The sequence below is a fragment of the Variovorax sp. UC74_104 genome, from assembly GCF_044055375.1.
Lineage (GTDB): Bacteria > Pseudomonadota > Gammaproteobacteria > Burkholderiales > Burkholderiaceae_C > Variovorax.
On the sequence record NZ_CP171978.1, the window covers coordinates 3,062,890 to 3,079,216 of the forward strand.

The following is a 16,327-nucleotide window of genomic DNA, read 5'->3' on the forward strand; positions in this document are numbered from 1 at the left end:
ATGTTCGAACGAATCATCCGCTTCTCCATCGAGCAGCGCTGGCTGGTGCTGCTCGCCGTGTTCGGCATGGCGGCGCTGGGCATCTTCAGCTACCAGAAGCTGCCCATCGACGCCGTGCCCGACATCACCAACGTGCAGGTGCAGATCAACACCGCCGCGCCCGGCTACTCGCCGCTGGAGACCGAGCAGCGCGTGACCTACCCGATAGAGACCGTCATGGCCGGCCTGCCGGGGCTGCAGCAGACGCGCTCGCTCTCGCGCTACGGCCTCTCGCAGGTGACGGTGATCTTCAAGGACGGCACCGACATCTACTTCGCGCGGCAGCTCGTCAACGAGCGCATCCAGTCCGCGCGGGAGAGCATGCCGCGCGGCATCTCGCCGGTGATAGGGCCGATTTCCACCGGCCTCGGCGAGATCTACCTCTGGACCGTCGAGGCGGAGGAGGGGGCCAGGAATGCCGAAGGCAAGCCCTACTCGCCCACCGACCTGCGCGAGATACAGGACTGGATCATCAAGCCGCAGCTGCGCAACGTGCCGGGCGTGACCGAGATCAATTCCATCGGCGGCTTCGCCAAGGAGTTCCAGATCGCGCCCGACCCGGCCAAGCTGCTGGCCCACGGCCTCACGATGAGCGACATCGTTCTTGCGCTGGAGCGCAACAACGCCAACGTGGGCGCGGGCTACATCGAGAAGCGCGGCGAGCAGTACCTCATCCGCGCGCCCGGGCAGGTGAAGTCGGCGGAGGACATCGGCAACGTGATCCTGGGCAACGCCAACGGCATCCCGCTGCGCGTGCAGGACGTGGCCGAGGTCGGCATCGGCCGTGAGCTTCGCACCGGCGCTGCCACCGACAACGGCCGCGAGGTGGTGCTGGGCACGGTGTTCATGCTGATCGGCGAGAACAGCCGCACCGTGTCGCAGGCCGTCGACAGGAAGATGCAGGAGATCAACCGCACGCTGCCGGCCGGCGTGAAGGCCGTGACGGTGTACGACCGCACGGTGCTGGTCGACAAGGCCATCGCCACGGTGAAGAAGAACCTGTTCGAGGGCGCGGTGCTGGTCATCGCGATCCTGTTCCTGTTCCTGGCCAACATCCGCGCGGCCGTCATCACCGCGCTGGTGATTCCGCTGTCGATGCTCTTCACCTTCACGGGCATGGTGAACCAGAAGGTCAGCGCCAACCTCATGAGCCTGGGCGCGCTGGACTTCGGCATCATCATCGACGGGGCGGTGGTGATCGTGGAGAACTGCGTGCGGCGCCTGGCCCATGCGCAGGCACACAAGGGACGGCCGCTCACGCGCAGCGAGCGCTTCCACGAAGTGTTCGCGGCCTCGCAGGAGGCGCGGCGCCCGCTGCTGTTCGGCCAGCTGATCATCATGATCGTGTACCTGCCGATCTTTGCGCTCACGGGTGTCGAGGGCAAGCTGTTCCACCCGATGGCCTTCACCGTGGTGATCGCGCTGCTGGGCGCGATGATCCTGTCGATCACCTTCATTCCGGCGGCGGTTGCGCTCTTCATCGGCAACAAGGTGAGCGAGAAGGAGAACCGCCTGATGGCCTGGGCCAAGCGCGGCTACGAGCCGCTGCTGGCGCGCGTCATGGCTGCCAAGCCGCTGGTCATCACCTTCGCGGTTGTGACCGTGGTGCTGTCGGGCCTGCTGGCCACGCGGCTGGGCACCGAGTTCGTGCCGAGCCTGAGCGAGGGCGACTTCGCCATCCAGGCGCTGCGCATTCCGGGCACCAGCCTCACGCAGTCGGTGGAGATGCAGAAGCAGCTCGAGCGCACGCTGAAGGCGAAGTTTCCGGAGGTCGAGCGGGTGTTCGCGCGCACCGGCACGGCGGAGATCGCCTCCGACCCGATGCCGCCGAACATCTCCGACGGCTACATCATGCTCAAGCCCGAGAGCGAGTGGCCCTCGCCGAAGCGTTCTCGCGCGGAAGTGCTCGCGGCGGTGCAGGAAGAAGTGGAGAAGCTGCCGGGCAACAACTACGAGTTCTCGCAGCCGATCCAGCTGCGTTTCAACGAGCTGATCTCCGGCGTGCGCAGCGACGTGGCGGTGAAGATCTTCGGCGACGACATGGACGTGCTGAACAAGACTGCGGCCGAAGTGTCCGGCGTGCTCAACGGCATCGCCGGCGCGGCAGAGGTGAAGGTGGAACAGACGACGGGCCTGCCGATGCTCACGGTGAACATCGACCGCAGCAAGACCGCGCGCTACGGCCTCAACGTGGGCGACGTGCAGGACGCCATCTCCGCCGCCGTCGGCGGGCGCGAGGCGGGCACGCTGTTCGATGGCGACCGGCGCTTCGACATCATCGTGCGCCTGCCCGAGGAACTGCGCACCGACCTGGAGGCTATCAAGCGCCTGCCTGTGGCCCTGCCCAAGGGCGCGGGCGCCGAAGGCCTGCGCACCAGCTTCATCCCGCTGGGCGAGGTGGCCACGCTGGACATCGCGCCCGGCCCCAACCAGGTGAGCCGCGAGGACGGCAAGCGCCGCATCGTGGTCAGTGCCAACGTGCGCGGGCGCGACCTGGGTTCCTTCGTGGCCGAGGCCGAGGAGGCGATGGGCAAGGTGAAGATTCCCGCGGGCTACTGGACCGTGTGGGGCGGGCAGTACGAGAACCTCGCCTCGGCCACGCAGCGGCTGCAGGTGGTGGTACCGGTCTCGCTGCTGCTGGTGTTCACGCTGCTGTTCGCGATGTTCGGCAACATCAAGGACGGGCTGCTGGTGTTCACCGGCATTCCGTTCGCGCTCACCGGCGGCATCGTGGCGCTGTGGATGCGCGGCATTCCGCTGTCGATATCTGCGGCGGTGGGCTTCATTGCGCTGTCGGGCGTGGCGGTGCTCAACGGGCTGGTGATGATCTCCTTCATCCGCAACCTGCGAGAGGGCGGCCTGCCGCTGGACGCGGCCATCCGCGAGGGCGCGCTCACGCGGCTGCGGCCGGTGCTGATGACGGCGCTGGTCGCCTCGCTGGGCTTCGTGCCGATGGCCATCGCCACCGGCACCGGCGCCGAGGTGCAGCGGCCGCTGGCCACGGTGGTGATCGGCGGTATCCTGTCCTCGACCGCGCTGACGCTGCTGGTGCTGCCGCTGCTCTATCGCATCGCGCACCGGCGCGACGAGGAGGAGGGGCAGGTGCAAGTGCAGCAGCAGGCCCACGGCGCGCCGCTCGATCCTTCACTGCGAGGTTCCCATGGCACATGAGCATTCGCACGCCACCGGCGGCAACGAGAAGGCACTGCGCTGGGCGCTGCTGCTGACCTCGCTCTATCTCGTCGCCGAGGTGGTGGGCGGACTGGTGTCGGGCAGCCTCGCGCTGCTGTCCGACGCGGCGCACATGTTCACCGACACGGTCGCGCTGGCGATCTCGCTCGTGGCCATCCGCATCGGCAAGCGGCCGGCCGACAGGCGGCGCACCTTCGGCTACTACCGCTTCGAGATCCTGGCGGCGGTGCTCAACGCGGTGCTGCTCTTCTTCGTGGCGATCTACGTGCTGTACGAGGCGTACAGGCGCATCTCGCAGCCGGCCGAGATCCAGTCGACCATGATGCTGCTGGTGGCCGCAGGCGGCCTCGCGGTCAACTTCATCGGCATGCGGCTGCTGGCGTCGGGCAAGGACGAGAGCCTCAACGTGAAGGGCGCCTACCTGGAGGTGTGGGCCGACATGCTGGGCTCCATCGGCGTGATCGTGGGCGCCATCGTGATCCGCTTCACCGGTTGGGGCTGGGTCGACTCGGTGATCGCCGTCGCCATTGGCCTCTGGGTGCTGCCGCGCACCTGGCGCCTGCTGCGCGAGAGCCTCAACGTGCTGCTCGAAGGCGTGCCCGAAGAAGTGGATTTGCCGGCGGTCGAGGGCGCGCTGCTGGGCAGCGAAGGCGTCGCGAGCCTGCATGACCTGCATGTGTGGGCGCTGTCCAGCGGCAAGGTGAGCCTGAGCGTGCACGTGGTGTGCACGCCGGATGTGGGCGACCTGGCGCCGCTCGTGCAGCGGCTGCGCGCGATGCTGGCCGAGCGCTTCGACATCCACCATTCGACCGTGCAGGCCGAGCGGGTGCCCTGCGAGCAGGCGGCCGACACGCACGGTTTCGGGGCGGAGAAGGCTTAGGAAGGGTTTTCAGGCCGATCTGGAAAGAAGAACGATCCGGCTGTCACAGGCGCGTGGGGTCGGACGTCTTGAAGGCGAGGGCAGCCATCGGGGCGCTCTTTCCCACACCTTCTTGACCAAGGAATCGACCATGAAAATCACCATCATCGGAGGCTCCGGCCTCATCGGCTCCAAGCTCGCCGCCCGCCTGCGCGAGGCCGGCCACGACGTCGTCGCCGCATCGCCGTCCACGGGCGTCAACACACTCACCGGCGAGGGCCTGGACGAAGCGCTCGCGGGCGCCCGCGTCGTCGTCGACGTGGCGAACTCGCCCTCGTTCGAGGACAAGGCGGCGCTCGACTTCTTCGCGACCGCGGGGCGCAACCTGCTCGCGGCCGAGGTGAAGGCCGGCGTGGCGCATCACATCGCGCTGTCGGTGGTCGGCACCGCGCGGCTGCTCGACAGCGGCTACTTCCGTGCCAAGCAGCTCCAGGAAGACCTGATCGAGGCCTCGCCCGTGCCCTACACCATCGTGCAGGCGACGCAGTTCTTCGAGTTCGTGGGCGCCATCGCGGCGTCGGGCGTGCAGGACGGCGTGGCGCGGCTCTCGGACGCGCTCATCCAGCCGATGGCGGCCGACGACGTGGCGGCGGCGCTGGCCGAGGTCGTGACCGAGCGGCCGGCGCACGGCCGGATCGAGATCGCCGGGCCCGAGGCCCTGCCGCTCGATGCGCTGGTGCGCCGCTTCTTCGCGGCGACGGGCGACGCCCGGAAGGTCGTGACCGATCCCGGCGCGCGCTACTTCGGCGTGCAGCTCGACGACGGCTCGCTGACGCCCGGATCGAAGCCGCGCCTGGGCACGATCCGCTTCGACGAGTGGCTGGCGCAGCGCGCGACGGCCTGAGCGACGAGGAACACAGCCATGAACCGTTTCATCAGGGCCGTCTGCATCCCGTTCGGCATCGTCCTTGGCGCATTCGCCGCCATGCCTGCCGCGGCCGCCCCCGAAGCCGCCGTGACCATGCTCAGCGCCAAGGACCTGGCGGACATGCCCGGCAAGGAAGCCATCGTGTTCACGGTGGACTTTCCGCCGGGCTCGGTCGACCCCGTGCATCGTCACGACGCCCATGCGTTCGTCTACGTGCTCGAAGGCTCCATCGTGATGGGTGTGCAGGGCGGCCGGGAGGTCACGCTGACGCCCGGCCAGACCTTCTACGAAGCCCCGGGAGACATCCACACCGTGGGCCGCAACGCCAGCAGCACCAGACCGGCGAAGTTCGTCGTGACCATGGTGAAGAACAAGGGCGTGCCCTTCTTCATTCCGGTGAAGTAGCGCGCCGGCTGCCGTTTCAGCTTGCGGGGGCCGGGTGTTGGACAATCCCGCCCGGACTCACACCCATGCACGCAGATCGATGAGCAACCGCTACGACAACAAGTCTTTCACCCAGGCGAAGGCCGAGCCGCGCGCCCCGCAGCGCCGCAGGGTCCATGGCGGCTCGGCGGCGCAGCCACCGATGGCCCTCGACGTGGGTTACGGCTCGGCACCTCCCGCCGCGCCGGTGCGAACCTGGCGATCGACGGTGGTCGGCTTCGCGATCGGCTTCGGCATCGTGCTTGCCTTGGCCATGAAGTGGCTCATGGGCTACCAGATCGACAGCGCGCAGGAGCGCCACGAGCAGCAGAAGGCGATGCGCGCGGCCGCAGCGCGCTGCTACGAGCTGGCGTCGAACGCGGCGATCAATGCCTGCCTGAAGGACGTGGAGGCCAGGGGGCGCGAGGCCCAGTAGAACCCAGTAGAACGGCCTCAGCGGGCGCGGATGGCCGACTTTGGCCTGAAGGCCTTGCAGACCGAATCGTCGGTTTCGAGGTACGGCCCGCCGATCAGGTCGATGCAGTAGGGCACTGCCGCGAAGATGCCCGGCACCACCTGAACGCCTTCGGTGTCCTTCAGCCCTTCGAGCGTTTCGGCGATCGACTTGGGCTGGCCTGGCAGGTTGATGATCAGGCTCCTGTCGCGGATCACCGCCACCTGGCGCGAGAGGATCGCGGTGGGTACGAAGCGCAGGCTGATCTGGCGCATCTGCTCGCCGAAGCCCGGCATTTCCTTGTGCGCCACGGCCAGCGTGGCCTCGGGCGTCACGTCGCGCAGGGCGGGTCCGGTACCGCCGGTGGTCAGCACCAGCGAGCAGCCGGCGTCGACCAGCTCGATCAGCGTGGCGCTGATGCGCTCGGCCTCGTCGGGAATCAGGCGGGGCTCGAACTCGATGGGGTTCTTCAGCGCCCGGCCCAGCCATTCCTTCAGCGAGGGCAGGCCCTTGTCTTCATAGGTGCCGCTGGAGGCGCGGTCGCTGATGGAGACGATGCCGATGCGCACCGGGTCGAAAGCGCCTGATCCGCTCATGCGTCTTCTTCCCTGTCCTGTGCGGCGGCAGCGGCCGCGTGGTCGTCGCTGCCGTGCACGGCCAGCTGGGCGCGCACCAGCTGGAAGATCTCGCGGTAGGCCTTGCCCTGGCGGGGGGCTTCGCCAGCGGGGCCGGTCTTCATGTCCTTGCGGGCCTGGCGGACCAGGGCGCGCAGCTGCTGCGAGTCGGTGGCGGGGTGGGTCTCGATCCAGCCGCCCAGGGCATCGTCATCGGCTATGAGGCGGTCGCGCCAGCGTTCGGCCTCGTGCAGGGCGGCCACTTCGGCGGCGGGCACGGTGTTCTGCTCCTGCAGGGCCTGCTTCACGGATTCCAGCACCTCGGGCTCCAGCTTGCGCATGAGCTTGCCGATGAACTGCATCTGGCGGCGCTTGCCCTCGAAATTGGTGATCCGCTTGGCCTCGGCGAGGGCTTCGACCAGTTTTTCGTCGAGCTGGAGGGCATCGAACAGGCCGGCGCGCAGGGTGAGCAGCTCGGCGCCCAGCTTCTGCAGCTCTTCGCTTTCGCGCTTGAGGTCGGTGCGGCTGGCTTCGTCGGAGCCCTTGAGCTCGCGCTTGAGCTCGAGGTCGAGCTCGCTGCCTTCGGCCACGAAATGGCCGCGGACGTAATAGCCTTTTTTGGGTTTGCGGGACATGGAAGGGATTCTGGGCCGCGCCTTGCGGCGTTGCAACGCGTGCAATGCGCAGCGGGAAGCTGCTGAAAACGGGAAATGGGGGCCGCAAGTATCATAGCCACCACATGACGACATCCTCTTCGCGCGCCGATTCCGGCTTCGCCTACAGCCGCTCCTTCTTCGAAAACCTGGTCGACACCGCATTGGCGCACGCCAAGAAGCTCGGTGCCACCGACGCCGGGGCCGAGGCCTCCGAGGGCTGCGGCCTGAGCGTCTCGGTGCGCAAGGGCGAGCTCGAGAACGTCGAGCGCAACCGCGACAAGTCGCTGGGCGTCACCGTCTATGTGGGCCACCGCCGCGGCAACGCCAGCACCTCCGACTTCTCCGAGGCGGCCATCGCCCAGACGGTGCAGGCGGCCTACGACATCGCCCGTTTCACGGCCGAAGACCCCGTCAGCGGCCTGCCGGACGAGGAAGACATCGCCAAGGAACACCCCGAGCTCGACCTGTTCCACCCCTGGGACGTGACCAGCGAGCAAGCCGCGAAGCTCGCCCTGGAATGCGAAGAGGCCGCCCTGTCGACAGACAAGCGCATCACCAACAGCGAAGGCGCGGGCGTCTCGGCCCAGCAGAGCCACTTTTTCAGCGCCCACACGCACGGCTTCCGCGGCGGCTATGCCAGCTCGCGGCACTCCATCTCGGTGGCCCCCATCGCCGGCAAGGGCGACGACATGCAGCGCGACGCCTGGTACAGCTCCATGCGCTCGGCCGACGAGCTGGCCAGCCCGCAGGCCGTGGGCCGCTACGCCGCCGAGCGCGCGCTCAGCCGACTGAAGTCGCGCAAGATCAAGACCACCGAATGCCCGGTGCTGTTCGAGTCGCCGCTGGCCGTGGGGCTGCTGGGCTCACTGGTGCAGGCCGTGAGCGGAGGTTCGCTCTACCGCAAGAGCAGCTTTCTGCTCGACTCGCTGGGCAAGCCCGTGCTGCCGAAGCACGTCGACGTGGCCGAAGACCCGCACGTGCTGCGCGGCAAGGGCAGCGCCCCCTTCGACGACGAGGGCGTGACCACCCGCGCGCGCAAGGTGGTCGATGCCGGCCGCCTCGAGGGCTATTTCCTCTCGACCTACTCGGCGCGCAAGCTGGGCATGAAGACCACCGGCAACGCCGGCGGCTCGCACAACCTGACGCTGAGCTCGCGCCTGACGAAGCACACCGACGACCTCGACGCCATGCTCGCCAAGCTCGGTACCGGCCTCTTCGTGATCGAGCTGATGGGGCAGGGCGTGAACTATGTGACCGGCGACTACTCGCGCGGCGCCAGCGGCTTCTGGGTCGAGAAGGGCAAGATCGCCTTCCCGGTGCAGGAGATCACCATCGCCGGCAACCTCAAGGACATGCTGCTGGGTATTGAAGCCATCGGGGCCGATGCCTACACTTTCGGCGCCAAGACCACGGGGTCGGTCCTGGTGAACCGCATGAAGGTCGCCGGCGCCTGAAGGCTGCGCCGCCGGCCTGCGCGCGAGGGCTAGTCGAACATGAGGCACAACGCAGCGCGAAAACCGGAACTCGAGCACGAACTGATGCGCGACCCGCGGCTGGGCTTCGAGCCGGCGGGCGGCAGTTCGGTGCGCTGCCTGCAGCACGGCGTGCCCTGGCCCTTCGACTGCTGGCACTACCACGACGAATACGAGCTGCAGTGCATCAACCGCAGCAGTGGCGACGCCTTCGTGGGCGACCACATCGGCCGCTTCGAGCCCGGCTACGTGGCGCTGGTGGGCGCCCGGCTGCCCCACACCTGGATCTCGCACGACGTGCCGCCCGAGGGCATCGCCGAGCGCAGCATGGTCATCCACTTCCGCGACGAGCCGCTGCGCAAGGGCACCGACCTGTTCCCTGAAATGAAGACCGTGCTGCCGATGCTCGACCGGGCGAAGCTGGGCATCGAGTTCTTCGGCATCGGCGACCTCGTGCGCGAGCGCTTCCAGCGGGTGCAGCAGCAGGAGGGCATGGCCCGGCTGGCCGAGTTCATCGGCCTGCTGCACGAACTGGCCCGCTGGCCCGACTGGCGCCAGATTTCCAGCACCGCCGACCCGGCAGGGGAAGACCCGAGCGCCAACACCCGCATGCGCCGCGTGCTCGACTACCTCGACCGGCACCTGACCGAGGAGCTCTCGCTGCCGGCCGTGTGCGCCGTCGCCAACATGGCCGAAAGCAGCTTCTCGCGCTGGTTCCACCGGCACATGGGCGCCACCTTCACCGACTTCGTCACGCGGCTGCGCGTGGCCAAGGCCTGCGAGATGCTGCAGGTGTCCGACCGGCTGGTCAGCGACATCTGCTACGAGGTGGGCTTCGCGAACCTCGCCAACTTCAACCGCCGCTTCCTGCAGCTCAAAGGGATGACGCCCTCGGCCTACCGGCAGCAGGCGCAGGACCGCTTCGGGCTGCGCACCGCGCAGAACACGCCGCTCGCCACCGCGGACTGAGCCGCCGCGGTTTCAACGGACGGTGTCCTGCGGCGTCAGGTGCCGCGTGAGCGCCCAGAACGCCAGCGCCATGCCGCTGACGAGTGCTCCGGCAATGCAGACGCCGTTCCAGCCCACATGGGCATAGACCATCGTCGAGGCCATCGACCCGGTGGCGGAGCCGATGGAGTAGAAGATCATGTACCCGGCCGTCAGCCGGCTCTGCGCCTCGGGGCGCACGCGGTAGATCAGGCTCTGGTTGGCCACGTGCACCGATTGCAGCCCGAAGTCGATGACGACCACGCCGGCCACCATCGCCCAGATCGACCACGGCAGCAGGGCGATGAGCGGCCATGACAGCAGCATCGCGGTCAAGCCGATGAAGGTGGTGCGCTGTGCGCGGCCGCGGTCCGCCTGCCGGCCGGCCCGAGCGGCGCCCAGCGCGCCGGCGGCGCCCGCCAGACCGAACAGCCCCACCTGCGTATGCGACAGCGAGAAGGGCGGCGCGGTCAGCGGCAGCACCATCGGCGTCAGCAGCAAGGTGATGGCCATGAAGATCAGCATCGCGAGCACGGCGCGGACGCGCAGCACCGGCTCCTGCGCGAAGAGCGCGAACACCGAGCGGATCAGCTGCGGATACGCAATGCCCGGCGCGGGCCGCGTGCCGGCCGGGAGCGCCGTCCAAAGCAGGCCGGCGACCACCAGCGTGGCCGCCGCCGAGGCCAGGTACACCGAGCGCCAGCCGAAAAGATCCGACAGCGTGCCCGACACCGCCCGCGCCAGCAGGATGCCGATGATGATGCCGCTGGTGACGGTGCCCACCACCCGGCCTCGCTCGCCCGGCGCGGCCATGCCCGCGGCGTACGCCACCAGAACCTGCGTCACGACCGCCAGCAGGCCCACGGCAGCCATCGCCGGCAGCAGCACCGACGCGCTCGGCGCCAGCGCCACCGCCAGCAGCGCGGCCACCGACAGCAGCGACTGCCCGACGATCAGCCGCCGCCGGTCGACGAGGTCGCCCAGCGGAACCACCAGCAGCAGCCCCAGCCCGTAGCCGATCTGCGTGATGGTGATGACCGCCCCCACCGTAGCGGGCCGGATGCCGAAGGTGTGGGCCAGCGTGTCCAGCAGCGGCTGCGCGTAGTAGACGTTCGCCACCGCCAGGCCGCAGGCGATGGCGAAGAGGAGCGCCAGCGCGTTCGATATCGACGGCGCGGCGCAGGGGGGCGCGAAGGTAGCCTGGCATGGTGGCGTGGTGCTCATGATTGCCCTACTTGGTTTCAAATAAAAACTGAAATAGATTCTATCGATGCAGTTTTGAATTGCAACCAAGCAGGAGCGAAAGCCCCCGACTCCGGCAAAACCCCAAGCAGGGTGGTCATGAAAATACCAGTGGCCCGGCTCGCGTGTACGCGGCGCCGCACCGCCGCTGCCTACGCTTCGTCCCACCTGTTTCCGCCGCGATCCGCCGGCAATCCACGACAGGCTCAAAGGAGACGAAAGCGATGGCTGTTCAAGTAAACCGGTACCGGATGACGGGCTGCGCGATGCTGCTGGCGGCGCTGGCCGCAGGGGGCGGCGCGGCCCAGGCGCAGCAGGTCTGCAAGGAGGACCTGCGCGTCCTGTCCCAGCCCCGCGACGGGCTGACCCTGCTCGAAAAGTACAAGGACGAGTTCAAGGCCCTGGCCGGCGCCTCGTTCAACATCGACAACCTCAACGAGAACGACCGCCGCACCAAGACCCGCGCGGACGCCTCCACGGTGGGCAAGTACCACGTGTACTACGTCGACGAGGCCAACGTGCCGCTGTTCGCCCAGTCGAAGTGGATCGTGCCGCTGGCCAAGTACTACCCCGCCGACTACGACTACGCCGACTTCGACCCCGGCCGCCAGAAGGTCGCCACCTTCGACGGCCAGGTCTGGTTCGCGCCGCTCACCGGTGGCGGCGACCTGCTGGTCTACCGCAAGGACCTGCTCGAGAAGGCCGGCATCAAGCCGCCGACCACGCTGGAGGAATTTGCCGAGGCCGCGAAGAAGCTCAACGACCCGGCCAACGGCGTCTACGGCGTGGCGCTGCGCGGCCAGCGCGGATCGGGCGCCAACGTGTGGCGCTGGATGCCCTTCTTCCGCGGCTATGGCGGCCAGTGGTTCGACGGCGACAAGCCCGTGTTCGACTCGCCCGCCGCGGTGAAGGCCACGCAGACCTACCTCGACCTCTTCAAGTACTCGGCGCCGGGTACCAAGACCGGCGGCTGGGACGAGTCCACCGGCGCTTTCCTCGCGGGCAAGGTGGCGATGCTGATCGAATCGACTCCGCTGGCCGGCAATGCGCTCGACCCGAAGATGTCGACCGTGATCGGCAAGGTCGCCTACCTGCCGCCGCCCGCGCCGCTGACCGGCGGCGGCTACGGCCACGGCCTGGCCATTGGCGCCAAGGCCAACAAGACCGAGGAGGCGAAGAAGTGCGCCGGCCTGTTCGTCGCCTGGGCCACTTCCAAGAAGCAGGAGCAGCGCCGCCTCGCGGAAGGCCAGTTCGGCGAGCTCAACCGCACCAGCGTGCTGTCCAGCCCCGAGTTCGCCAAGCGCTACGGCGCCGACCTCGGCAAGGCGCTGGCCGACACCGGCAAGCTCACGGCCGTCAACTTCTGGCAGGACCCGGCCTGGCCCGACCTCGGCGACCGCTGGGGGATCATCCTCGAAGAGCTGATCACCGGTTCGCGCACCGACATCAAGGCAGGCCTCGACGAGCTCGACGGCTACGCGAAGCAACTGGTCGCGCGGCGCAAGAAGTAATGACGCTCAGGGAGAAGAAAAAGAAGACGACGAGGCTCCCTCTCGTCTTCATCGGGCCCGGCCTGCTGGTGCTTGCAGTGCTGGCGCTGGTGCCCACCCTTTTCGCGATCGGCATCTCGCTGCAGGACCGCGAGCTGGGCCAGGCCGACACGGCCTGGGTCTGGCTGTCGAACTACCTCCAGCTCTTTTCCGACCGGCGCTTCCTCAATTCGGTGCGCGTATCGCTGGTGTGGGAGGTGCTGACGGTCAGCGCCACCATGGGGCTCGCGGTGCTGCTGGGCGTGCTGATGTTTCAGTGCACCACCACGCGCTGGCGCAACGTGCTGTCGATGCTGTTCATCGTGCCGGTGCTGCTGCCGCGGGTGTCGGCCGCCTTCGTGTGGAAGTTCGCCTTCCATCCGCTCTTCGGCCTGCTCACGTGGCCGTACAAGGCCATCACCGGAGAACCGCTGGACCTGCTGGCCAGCCCCGTGACCGCGCTGCTCACGGTGGCCTTCGTCGACGTGTGGCAGTGGGGCCTGTTCTTCGCCGTCATCGTACTCAAGCTGCTCGAGACACTGCCGCCGCAGCCCTTCGAGGCCGCGCGCATGGACCACGCGAAGACCTGGGAGGTCTACGCCTATGTGGCGCTGCCGATGCTCAAGGCGCCGCTGGTCAGCCTGTGCTTCGTGAAGATGGTGGAGTCGCTGCGCGCCTTCGACCTCATCTACGTCATGACGCGCGGCGGCCCGGGCATCTCGACCGAGACGCTGGACATGTACGCGTTCTCGCAGGGCTTCATCGAGTCGGGCCGCATCTCGTATGCATCGGGCATGGCTGTGCTGATGATGGTCGCCTCGACCGTGGCCTTCACCTACATCTGGAAATGGACGCGGCCGAAATGAGCGCATCCCTCAAGAAAAAGCTGTCCCTCGGCACGCTGCTCGCGCGGCTGGTGCTGATCGCGGCCGGGCTCTCGGCGCTGGTGCCGGTGCTCTGGACCTTCCTCAACTCGTTCAAGAACCGGGTCGACATCGTCTCGGCGGTGCCGAAGTTCTTCTTCACGCCCACGCTGGAGAACTACGTCTACGTGCTGAGCCGCGAGGCGGTGGCGCAGGGGCTGCTCAACTCCGTGGTTGTGGTGGGCTCCGCGGTGATCGCAGGCGCCGTGCTCGGGCTGCCTGCTGCCTATGCACTGGCGCGCTACCCGCTGCGCTGGGCCAACGACATCCAGTTCTTCGTGCTCTCGATGCGCTTTCTGCCGCCGGTGGCGGTGGCGATTCCGCTGATGGTGATCTGGCTGCAGCTGGAGCTGTACGACACGCGCATCGCGCTCGTCGTCACCTACACGCTGCTCACGCTTTCCACGGTGATCTGGCTCGCCATTCCCGCCTTCAAGGCGGTACCGAAGGAAGTGGAGGAGGCCGGCCGCGTCGACGGCTACGGTCCCTACGCGATCTTCTTCAAGGTGGCGCTGCCGATCGCCGCGCGCTCGCTGATCGGCGCCATCGCCTTCGGCTTCGTGCTGGTGTGGAACGAATTTCTCATCGCGCTGATGCTCACCACGTCGGATGCCAAGACGCTGCCCATCGTGGCTTCGGAGCTGAGCCAGCTCGGGCGCGACGTGCCCTGGGGCATTCTGAATGCCTCCGTCATCCTGCTCTCGCTGCCGCCGCTGCTCATGGTGGGCGTGCTCAGCGGCTTCCTCAATGCGGCGTTCAAGCGCAGGCGCGACGCGGCATGAGCCCCGAGGCGATCCCTCTTTCCCGGAAGAACGAAATGTCCGCAATCAGCTGTCACAAGATCATCAAGCGCTACGGCGACACGCAGGTCGTCCACCAGTTCGACCTGGACGTGTCCGACAACGAGTTCGTCGTGTTCCTCGGCCCCTCGGGCTGCGGCAAGTCGACCATCCTGCGCATGCTCGCGGGTCTGGAGGACATCTCCGACGGCGACCTGCTAATCGGCGGCCAGCGCGTGAACGACCTGCCGCCGCAGGAGCGCGGCATCGCGATGGTGTTCCAGAACTACGCGCTCTATCCGCACATGAGCGTGCGCGACAACATCGCCTTCGGCCTCAAGCGGCTGAAGGTGCCGAAGGCGGAGATCGACGCGCGCATCAAGGAGGTGTCGGACACGCTGGGGCTGGAGCGCTACCTGCAGCGCAAGCCCACGGAGCTCTCGGGCGGGCAGCAGCAGCGCGTGGCGATCGCGCGGGCGATGATCAAGACGCCGAAGGTGTTTCTCTTCGACGAGCCGCTGTCGAACCTCGACGCCAAGCTGCGCAACCACATGCGCATCGAGATCGCCCGGCTGCACCAGGCGCTGAAGACCACCACCGTCTACGTGACCCACGACCAGCACGAGGCGATGACGCTGGCCGACCGCATCGTGCTGCTGCGCGATGGGCGCATCGAGCAGGTCGGCTCGCCGCGCGAGATTTTCGAGCGGCCGCGCTCGGCCTTCGTGGCGGGCTTCATCGGCACGCCGCCGATGAACCTGGTGGAGATGAAGGTGCGCGATGCCGGCGGCCATTTCGAGCTGACGGGCCGCGAGGGCACGGTGCGCGTGGACCCGCGGCGTTTTGCGCTGGAGGGCCGCGAGCGCGTGACGCTGGGCATCCGGCCCGCGCACATGCAGGTCGATACGCAGGACGGCCGCGACGGAGGCTTTGCCGGCGAGGTCCAGCTCATCGAGTACCTCGGCAACGAGGTGCTGGTGAGCTTCGGCCAGGGCGAGGGCGAGATCGCCGCGCTCATGCCTTCCGCGCACTGCCCCAGGCTGCGCGAGCGCGTGCGCTTCGTGGCCGACCCGGCGCAGGTGCACCTGTTCGACATCGACTCCGGCGCCTCGCTGCTGCGCGCGGACACCCCATTGCATTGACCCCATACCGACAACACTCATTCAAGGACTCGAGAACATGAAGGCACTGGTTCTGGAAAAAGCGCACGAGCTCAGGCTGCGCGAGCTCGACATACCGCTTCACGTGGGACCGCGCGACGTGAAGATCCGCATGCACACCGTGGGCGTGTGCGGCAGCGACGTTCACTACTACCAGCATGGCGGCATCGGCCCGTACGTGGTGGAGGAGCCGATGGTGCTGGGCCACGAGGCCTCGGGCGTCGTGGCCGAGGTGGGTGCCGAGGTCACGCACCTCAAGCCCGGTGACCGCGTGTGCATGGAGCCCGGCATCCCGCGCATGGATTCGCGCGCCACGCTCGAAGGCATCTACAACCTCGACCCCGCCGTGCGCTTCTGGGCCACGCCGCCCATCCACGGCTGCCTCACGCCCTTCGTGGTGCACCCGGCGGCCTTCACCTTCCGCCTGCCCGACAACGTGAGCTTCGGCGAGGGCGCCATCGTGGAGCCGCTGGCCATCGGCCTTCAGGCCGCGAAGAAGGCCGCGCTGAAGCCGGGCGACGTGGCGGTGGTCGTCGGCGCCGGCACCATCGGCGCGATGACGGCGCTGGCGGCGCTCGCAGGCGGCGCGGCGCGCGTGATCCTCGCGGACCTCGTGCCCGAGAAGCTGGCGCTGTTCGCCGGCAACCCTGCGGTGACGACCGTCGACGTGCGCGGCACCAACCTTGCCGAGGCCGTGAAGTCGCTGACCGACGGCTGGGGCGCCAACGTGGTCTTCGAGGCCAGCGGCAGCGCGCGCGCCTTCGAGGGCATCGTCGACCTGCTGTGCCCCGGCGGCTGCCTCGTGCTGGTGGGCATGCCCGGCGGCAAGGTGCCGATGGACATCGTCGCGATCCAGTCGAAGGAGGTGCGCATCGAGTCGGTGTTCCGCTACGCCAACATCTTCCCGCGCGCGCTGGCGCTGATCGCCTCGGGGCAGGTTGATGTGAAGCCTTTCATCTCGCGCACCTTCGCCTTCGAGGACGGCATCGAGGCCTTCGAGGAAGCGGCGGCCGGCCGCGCGACGGACGTGAAGATCCAGATCGAGTTTCCGGAACCGGCTGCCTGAGGAC

At 68.0% G+C, this 16,327-nt stretch carries 15 protein-coding genes; 12 read left to right on the top strand and 3 right to left on the bottom strand.

Translation table 11 applies throughout. From position 1 onward, the window contains the following. From ACHMXA_RS14245 to ACHMXA_RS14265, 5 genes are all read left to right on the top strand, one after another. The gene (locus ACHMXA_RS14245) at nucleotides 1–3,210 is read left to right on the top strand and encodes a CusA/CzcA family heavy metal efflux RND transporter (RefSeq protein WP_395321091.1); all 3,210 of its coding nucleotides are present in this window, start codon (nucleotides 1–3) and stop codon (nucleotides 3,208–3,210) included. Beyond that, on the top strand, nucleotides 3,200–4,111 hold the full coding sequence (locus ACHMXA_RS14250) for a cation diffusion facilitator family transporter (protein WP_395321093.1): 912 nt from the start codon (nucleotides 3,200–3,202) through the stop codon (nucleotides 4,109–4,111). The genes ACHMXA_RS14245 and ACHMXA_RS14250 overlap by 11 nt, the downstream gene beginning before the upstream one ends. Before the next feature lie 130 nt (nucleotides 4,112–4,241). Further along, nucleotides 4,242–4,994, top strand: coding sequence for an SDR family oxidoreductase (locus tag ACHMXA_RS14255; RefSeq protein WP_395321094.1), 753 nt, complete (start codon nucleotides 4,242–4,244; stop codon nucleotides 4,992–4,994). An 18-nt stretch (nucleotides 4,995–5,012) separates the two neighbouring features. Next, complete coding sequence (locus tag ACHMXA_RS14260; RefSeq protein WP_395321095.1) at nucleotides 5,013–5,423, top strand: cupin domain-containing protein; 411 nt, start codon at nucleotides 5,013–5,015, stop codon at nucleotides 5,421–5,423. A gap of 79 nt (nucleotides 5,424–5,502) precedes the next feature. Then, nucleotides 5,503–5,877: a hypothetical protein gene (locus ACHMXA_RS14265; protein WP_395321097.1), complete on the top strand. Its 375-nt coding sequence runs from the start codon at nucleotides 5,503–5,505 to the stop codon at nucleotides 5,875–5,877. Between the two features lie 17 nt (nucleotides 5,878–5,894). Here the strand turns inward: ACHMXA_RS14265 and mog are convergent, their stop codons facing one another. Both mog and yjgA read right to left on the bottom strand, forming a co-directional pair. Continuing rightward, nucleotides 5,895–6,491, bottom strand: coding sequence for a molybdopterin adenylyltransferase (gene mog, locus ACHMXA_RS14270; RefSeq protein WP_176667324.1), 597 nt, complete (start codon nucleotides 6,489–6,491; stop codon nucleotides 5,895–5,897). Then, nucleotides 6,488–7,144, bottom strand: a complete 657-nt coding sequence (gene yjgA / locus ACHMXA_RS14275; protein WP_176667325.1) for a ribosome biogenesis factor YjgA — start codon at nucleotides 7,142–7,144, stop codon at nucleotides 6,488–6,490. The genes mog and yjgA overlap by 4 nt, the downstream gene beginning before the upstream one ends. Nucleotides 7,145–7,248: 104 nt before the next feature. On the opposite strand from yjgA, the gene pmbA reads away from it, so the two are divergent. After that, on the top strand, nucleotides 7,249–8,619 hold the full coding sequence (gene pmbA / locus ACHMXA_RS14280; protein WP_176667326.1) for a metalloprotease PmbA: 1,371 nt from the start codon (nucleotides 7,249–7,251) through the stop codon (nucleotides 8,617–8,619). A 39-nt stretch (nucleotides 8,620–8,658) separates the two neighbouring features. After that, nucleotides 8,659–9,606, top strand: coding sequence for an AraC family transcriptional regulator (locus ACHMXA_RS14285; protein WP_176667327.1), 948 nt, complete (start codon nucleotides 8,659–8,661; stop codon nucleotides 9,604–9,606). 12 nt (nucleotides 9,607–9,618) lie between these two features. On the opposite strand, the gene ACHMXA_RS14290 is transcribed toward ACHMXA_RS14285, so the two are convergent. Further along, nucleotides 9,619–10,848, bottom strand: coding sequence for an MFS transporter (locus tag ACHMXA_RS14290; protein WP_176667328.1), 1,230 nt, complete (start codon nucleotides 10,846–10,848; stop codon nucleotides 9,619–9,621). Nucleotides 10,849–11,090: 242 nt separating this feature from the next. On the opposite strand from ACHMXA_RS14290, the gene ACHMXA_RS14295 reads away from it, so the two are divergent. From ACHMXA_RS14295 to ACHMXA_RS14315, 5 genes are read left to right on the top strand one after another with little or no spacing between them, the layout of a single operon-like run. Beyond that, complete coding sequence (locus ACHMXA_RS14295) at nucleotides 11,091–12,377, top strand: sugar ABC transporter substrate-binding protein (protein WP_256099153.1); 1,287 nt, start codon at nucleotides 11,091–11,093, stop codon at nucleotides 12,375–12,377. After that, on the top strand, nucleotides 12,377–13,261 hold the full coding sequence (locus ACHMXA_RS14300) for a carbohydrate ABC transporter permease (protein ID WP_176667329.1): 885 nt from the start codon (nucleotides 12,377–12,379) through the stop codon (nucleotides 13,259–13,261). The genes ACHMXA_RS14295 and ACHMXA_RS14300 overlap by 1 nt, the downstream gene beginning before the upstream one ends. Continuing rightward, nucleotides 13,258–14,100, top strand: a complete 843-nt coding sequence (locus ACHMXA_RS14305; RefSeq protein ID WP_218088413.1) for a carbohydrate ABC transporter permease — start codon at nucleotides 13,258–13,260, stop codon at nucleotides 14,098–14,100. The genes ACHMXA_RS14300 and ACHMXA_RS14305 overlap by 4 nt, the downstream gene beginning before the upstream one ends. A 35-nt stretch (nucleotides 14,101–14,135) precedes the next feature. Beyond that, nucleotides 14,136–15,239: an ABC transporter ATP-binding protein gene (locus ACHMXA_RS14310; protein ID WP_176667330.1), complete on the top strand. Its 1,104-nt coding sequence runs from the start codon at nucleotides 14,136–14,138 to the stop codon at nucleotides 15,237–15,239. A gap of 37 nt (nucleotides 15,240–15,276) precedes the next feature. Continuing rightward, on the top strand, nucleotides 15,277–16,323 hold the full coding sequence (locus ACHMXA_RS14315; RefSeq protein ID WP_176667331.1) for an NAD(P)-dependent alcohol dehydrogenase: 1,047 nt from the start codon (nucleotides 15,277–15,279) through the stop codon (nucleotides 16,321–16,323). The last annotated feature ends 4 nt before the right edge of the window (nucleotides 16,324–16,327 follow it).

Coding starts and splice junctions, on each gene's coding strand:
- ACHMXA_RS14285 (WP_176667327.1), top strand. CDS start 8,659: ATGAGGCACAACGCAGCGCGAAAACCGGAACTCGAGCACGAACTGATG.
- ACHMXA_RS14255 (WP_395321094.1), top strand. CDS start 4,242: ATGAAAATCACCATCATCGGAGGCTCCGGCCTCATCGGCTCCAAGCTC.
- ACHMXA_RS14290 (WP_176667328.1), bottom strand. CDS start 10,848: ATGAGCACCACGCCACCATGCCAGGCTACCTTCGCGCCCCCCTGCGCC.
- ACHMXA_RS14305 (WP_218088413.1), top strand. CDS start 13,258: ATGAGCGCATCCCTCAAGAAAAAGCTGTCCCTCGGCACGCTGCTCGCG.
- pmbA (WP_176667326.1), top strand. CDS start 7,249: ATGACGACATCCTCTTCGCGCGCCGATTCCGGCTTCGCCTACAGCCGC.
- ACHMXA_RS14295 (WP_256099153.1), top strand. CDS start 11,091: ATGGCTGTTCAAGTAAACCGGTACCGGATGACGGGCTGCGCGATGCTG.
- mog (WP_176667324.1), bottom strand. CDS start 6,491: ATGAGCGGATCAGGCGCTTTCGACCCGGTGCGCATCGGCATCGTCTCC.
- ACHMXA_RS14245 (WP_395321091.1), top strand. CDS start 1: ATGTTCGAACGAATCATCCGCTTCTCCATCGAGCAGCGCTGGCTGGTG.
- ACHMXA_RS14315 (WP_176667331.1), top strand. CDS start 15,277: ATGAAGGCACTGGTTCTGGAAAAAGCGCACGAGCTCAGGCTGCGCGAG.
- ACHMXA_RS14300 (WP_176667329.1), top strand. CDS start 12,377: ATGACGCTCAGGGAGAAGAAAAAGAAGACGACGAGGCTCCCTCTCGTC.
- ACHMXA_RS14260 (WP_395321095.1), top strand. CDS start 5,013: ATGAACCGTTTCATCAGGGCCGTCTGCATCCCGTTCGGCATCGTCCTT.
- yjgA (WP_176667325.1), bottom strand. CDS start 7,144: ATGTCCCGCAAACCCAAAAAAGGCTATTACGTCCGCGGCCATTTCGTG.
- ACHMXA_RS14265 (WP_395321097.1), top strand. CDS start 5,503: ATGAGCAACCGCTACGACAACAAGTCTTTCACCCAGGCGAAGGCCGAG.
- ACHMXA_RS14310 (WP_176667330.1), top strand. CDS start 14,136: ATGTCCGCAATCAGCTGTCACAAGATCATCAAGCGCTACGGCGACACG.
- ACHMXA_RS14250 (WP_395321093.1), top strand. CDS start 3,200: ATGGCACATGAGCATTCGCACGCCACCGGCGGCAACGAGAAGGCACTG.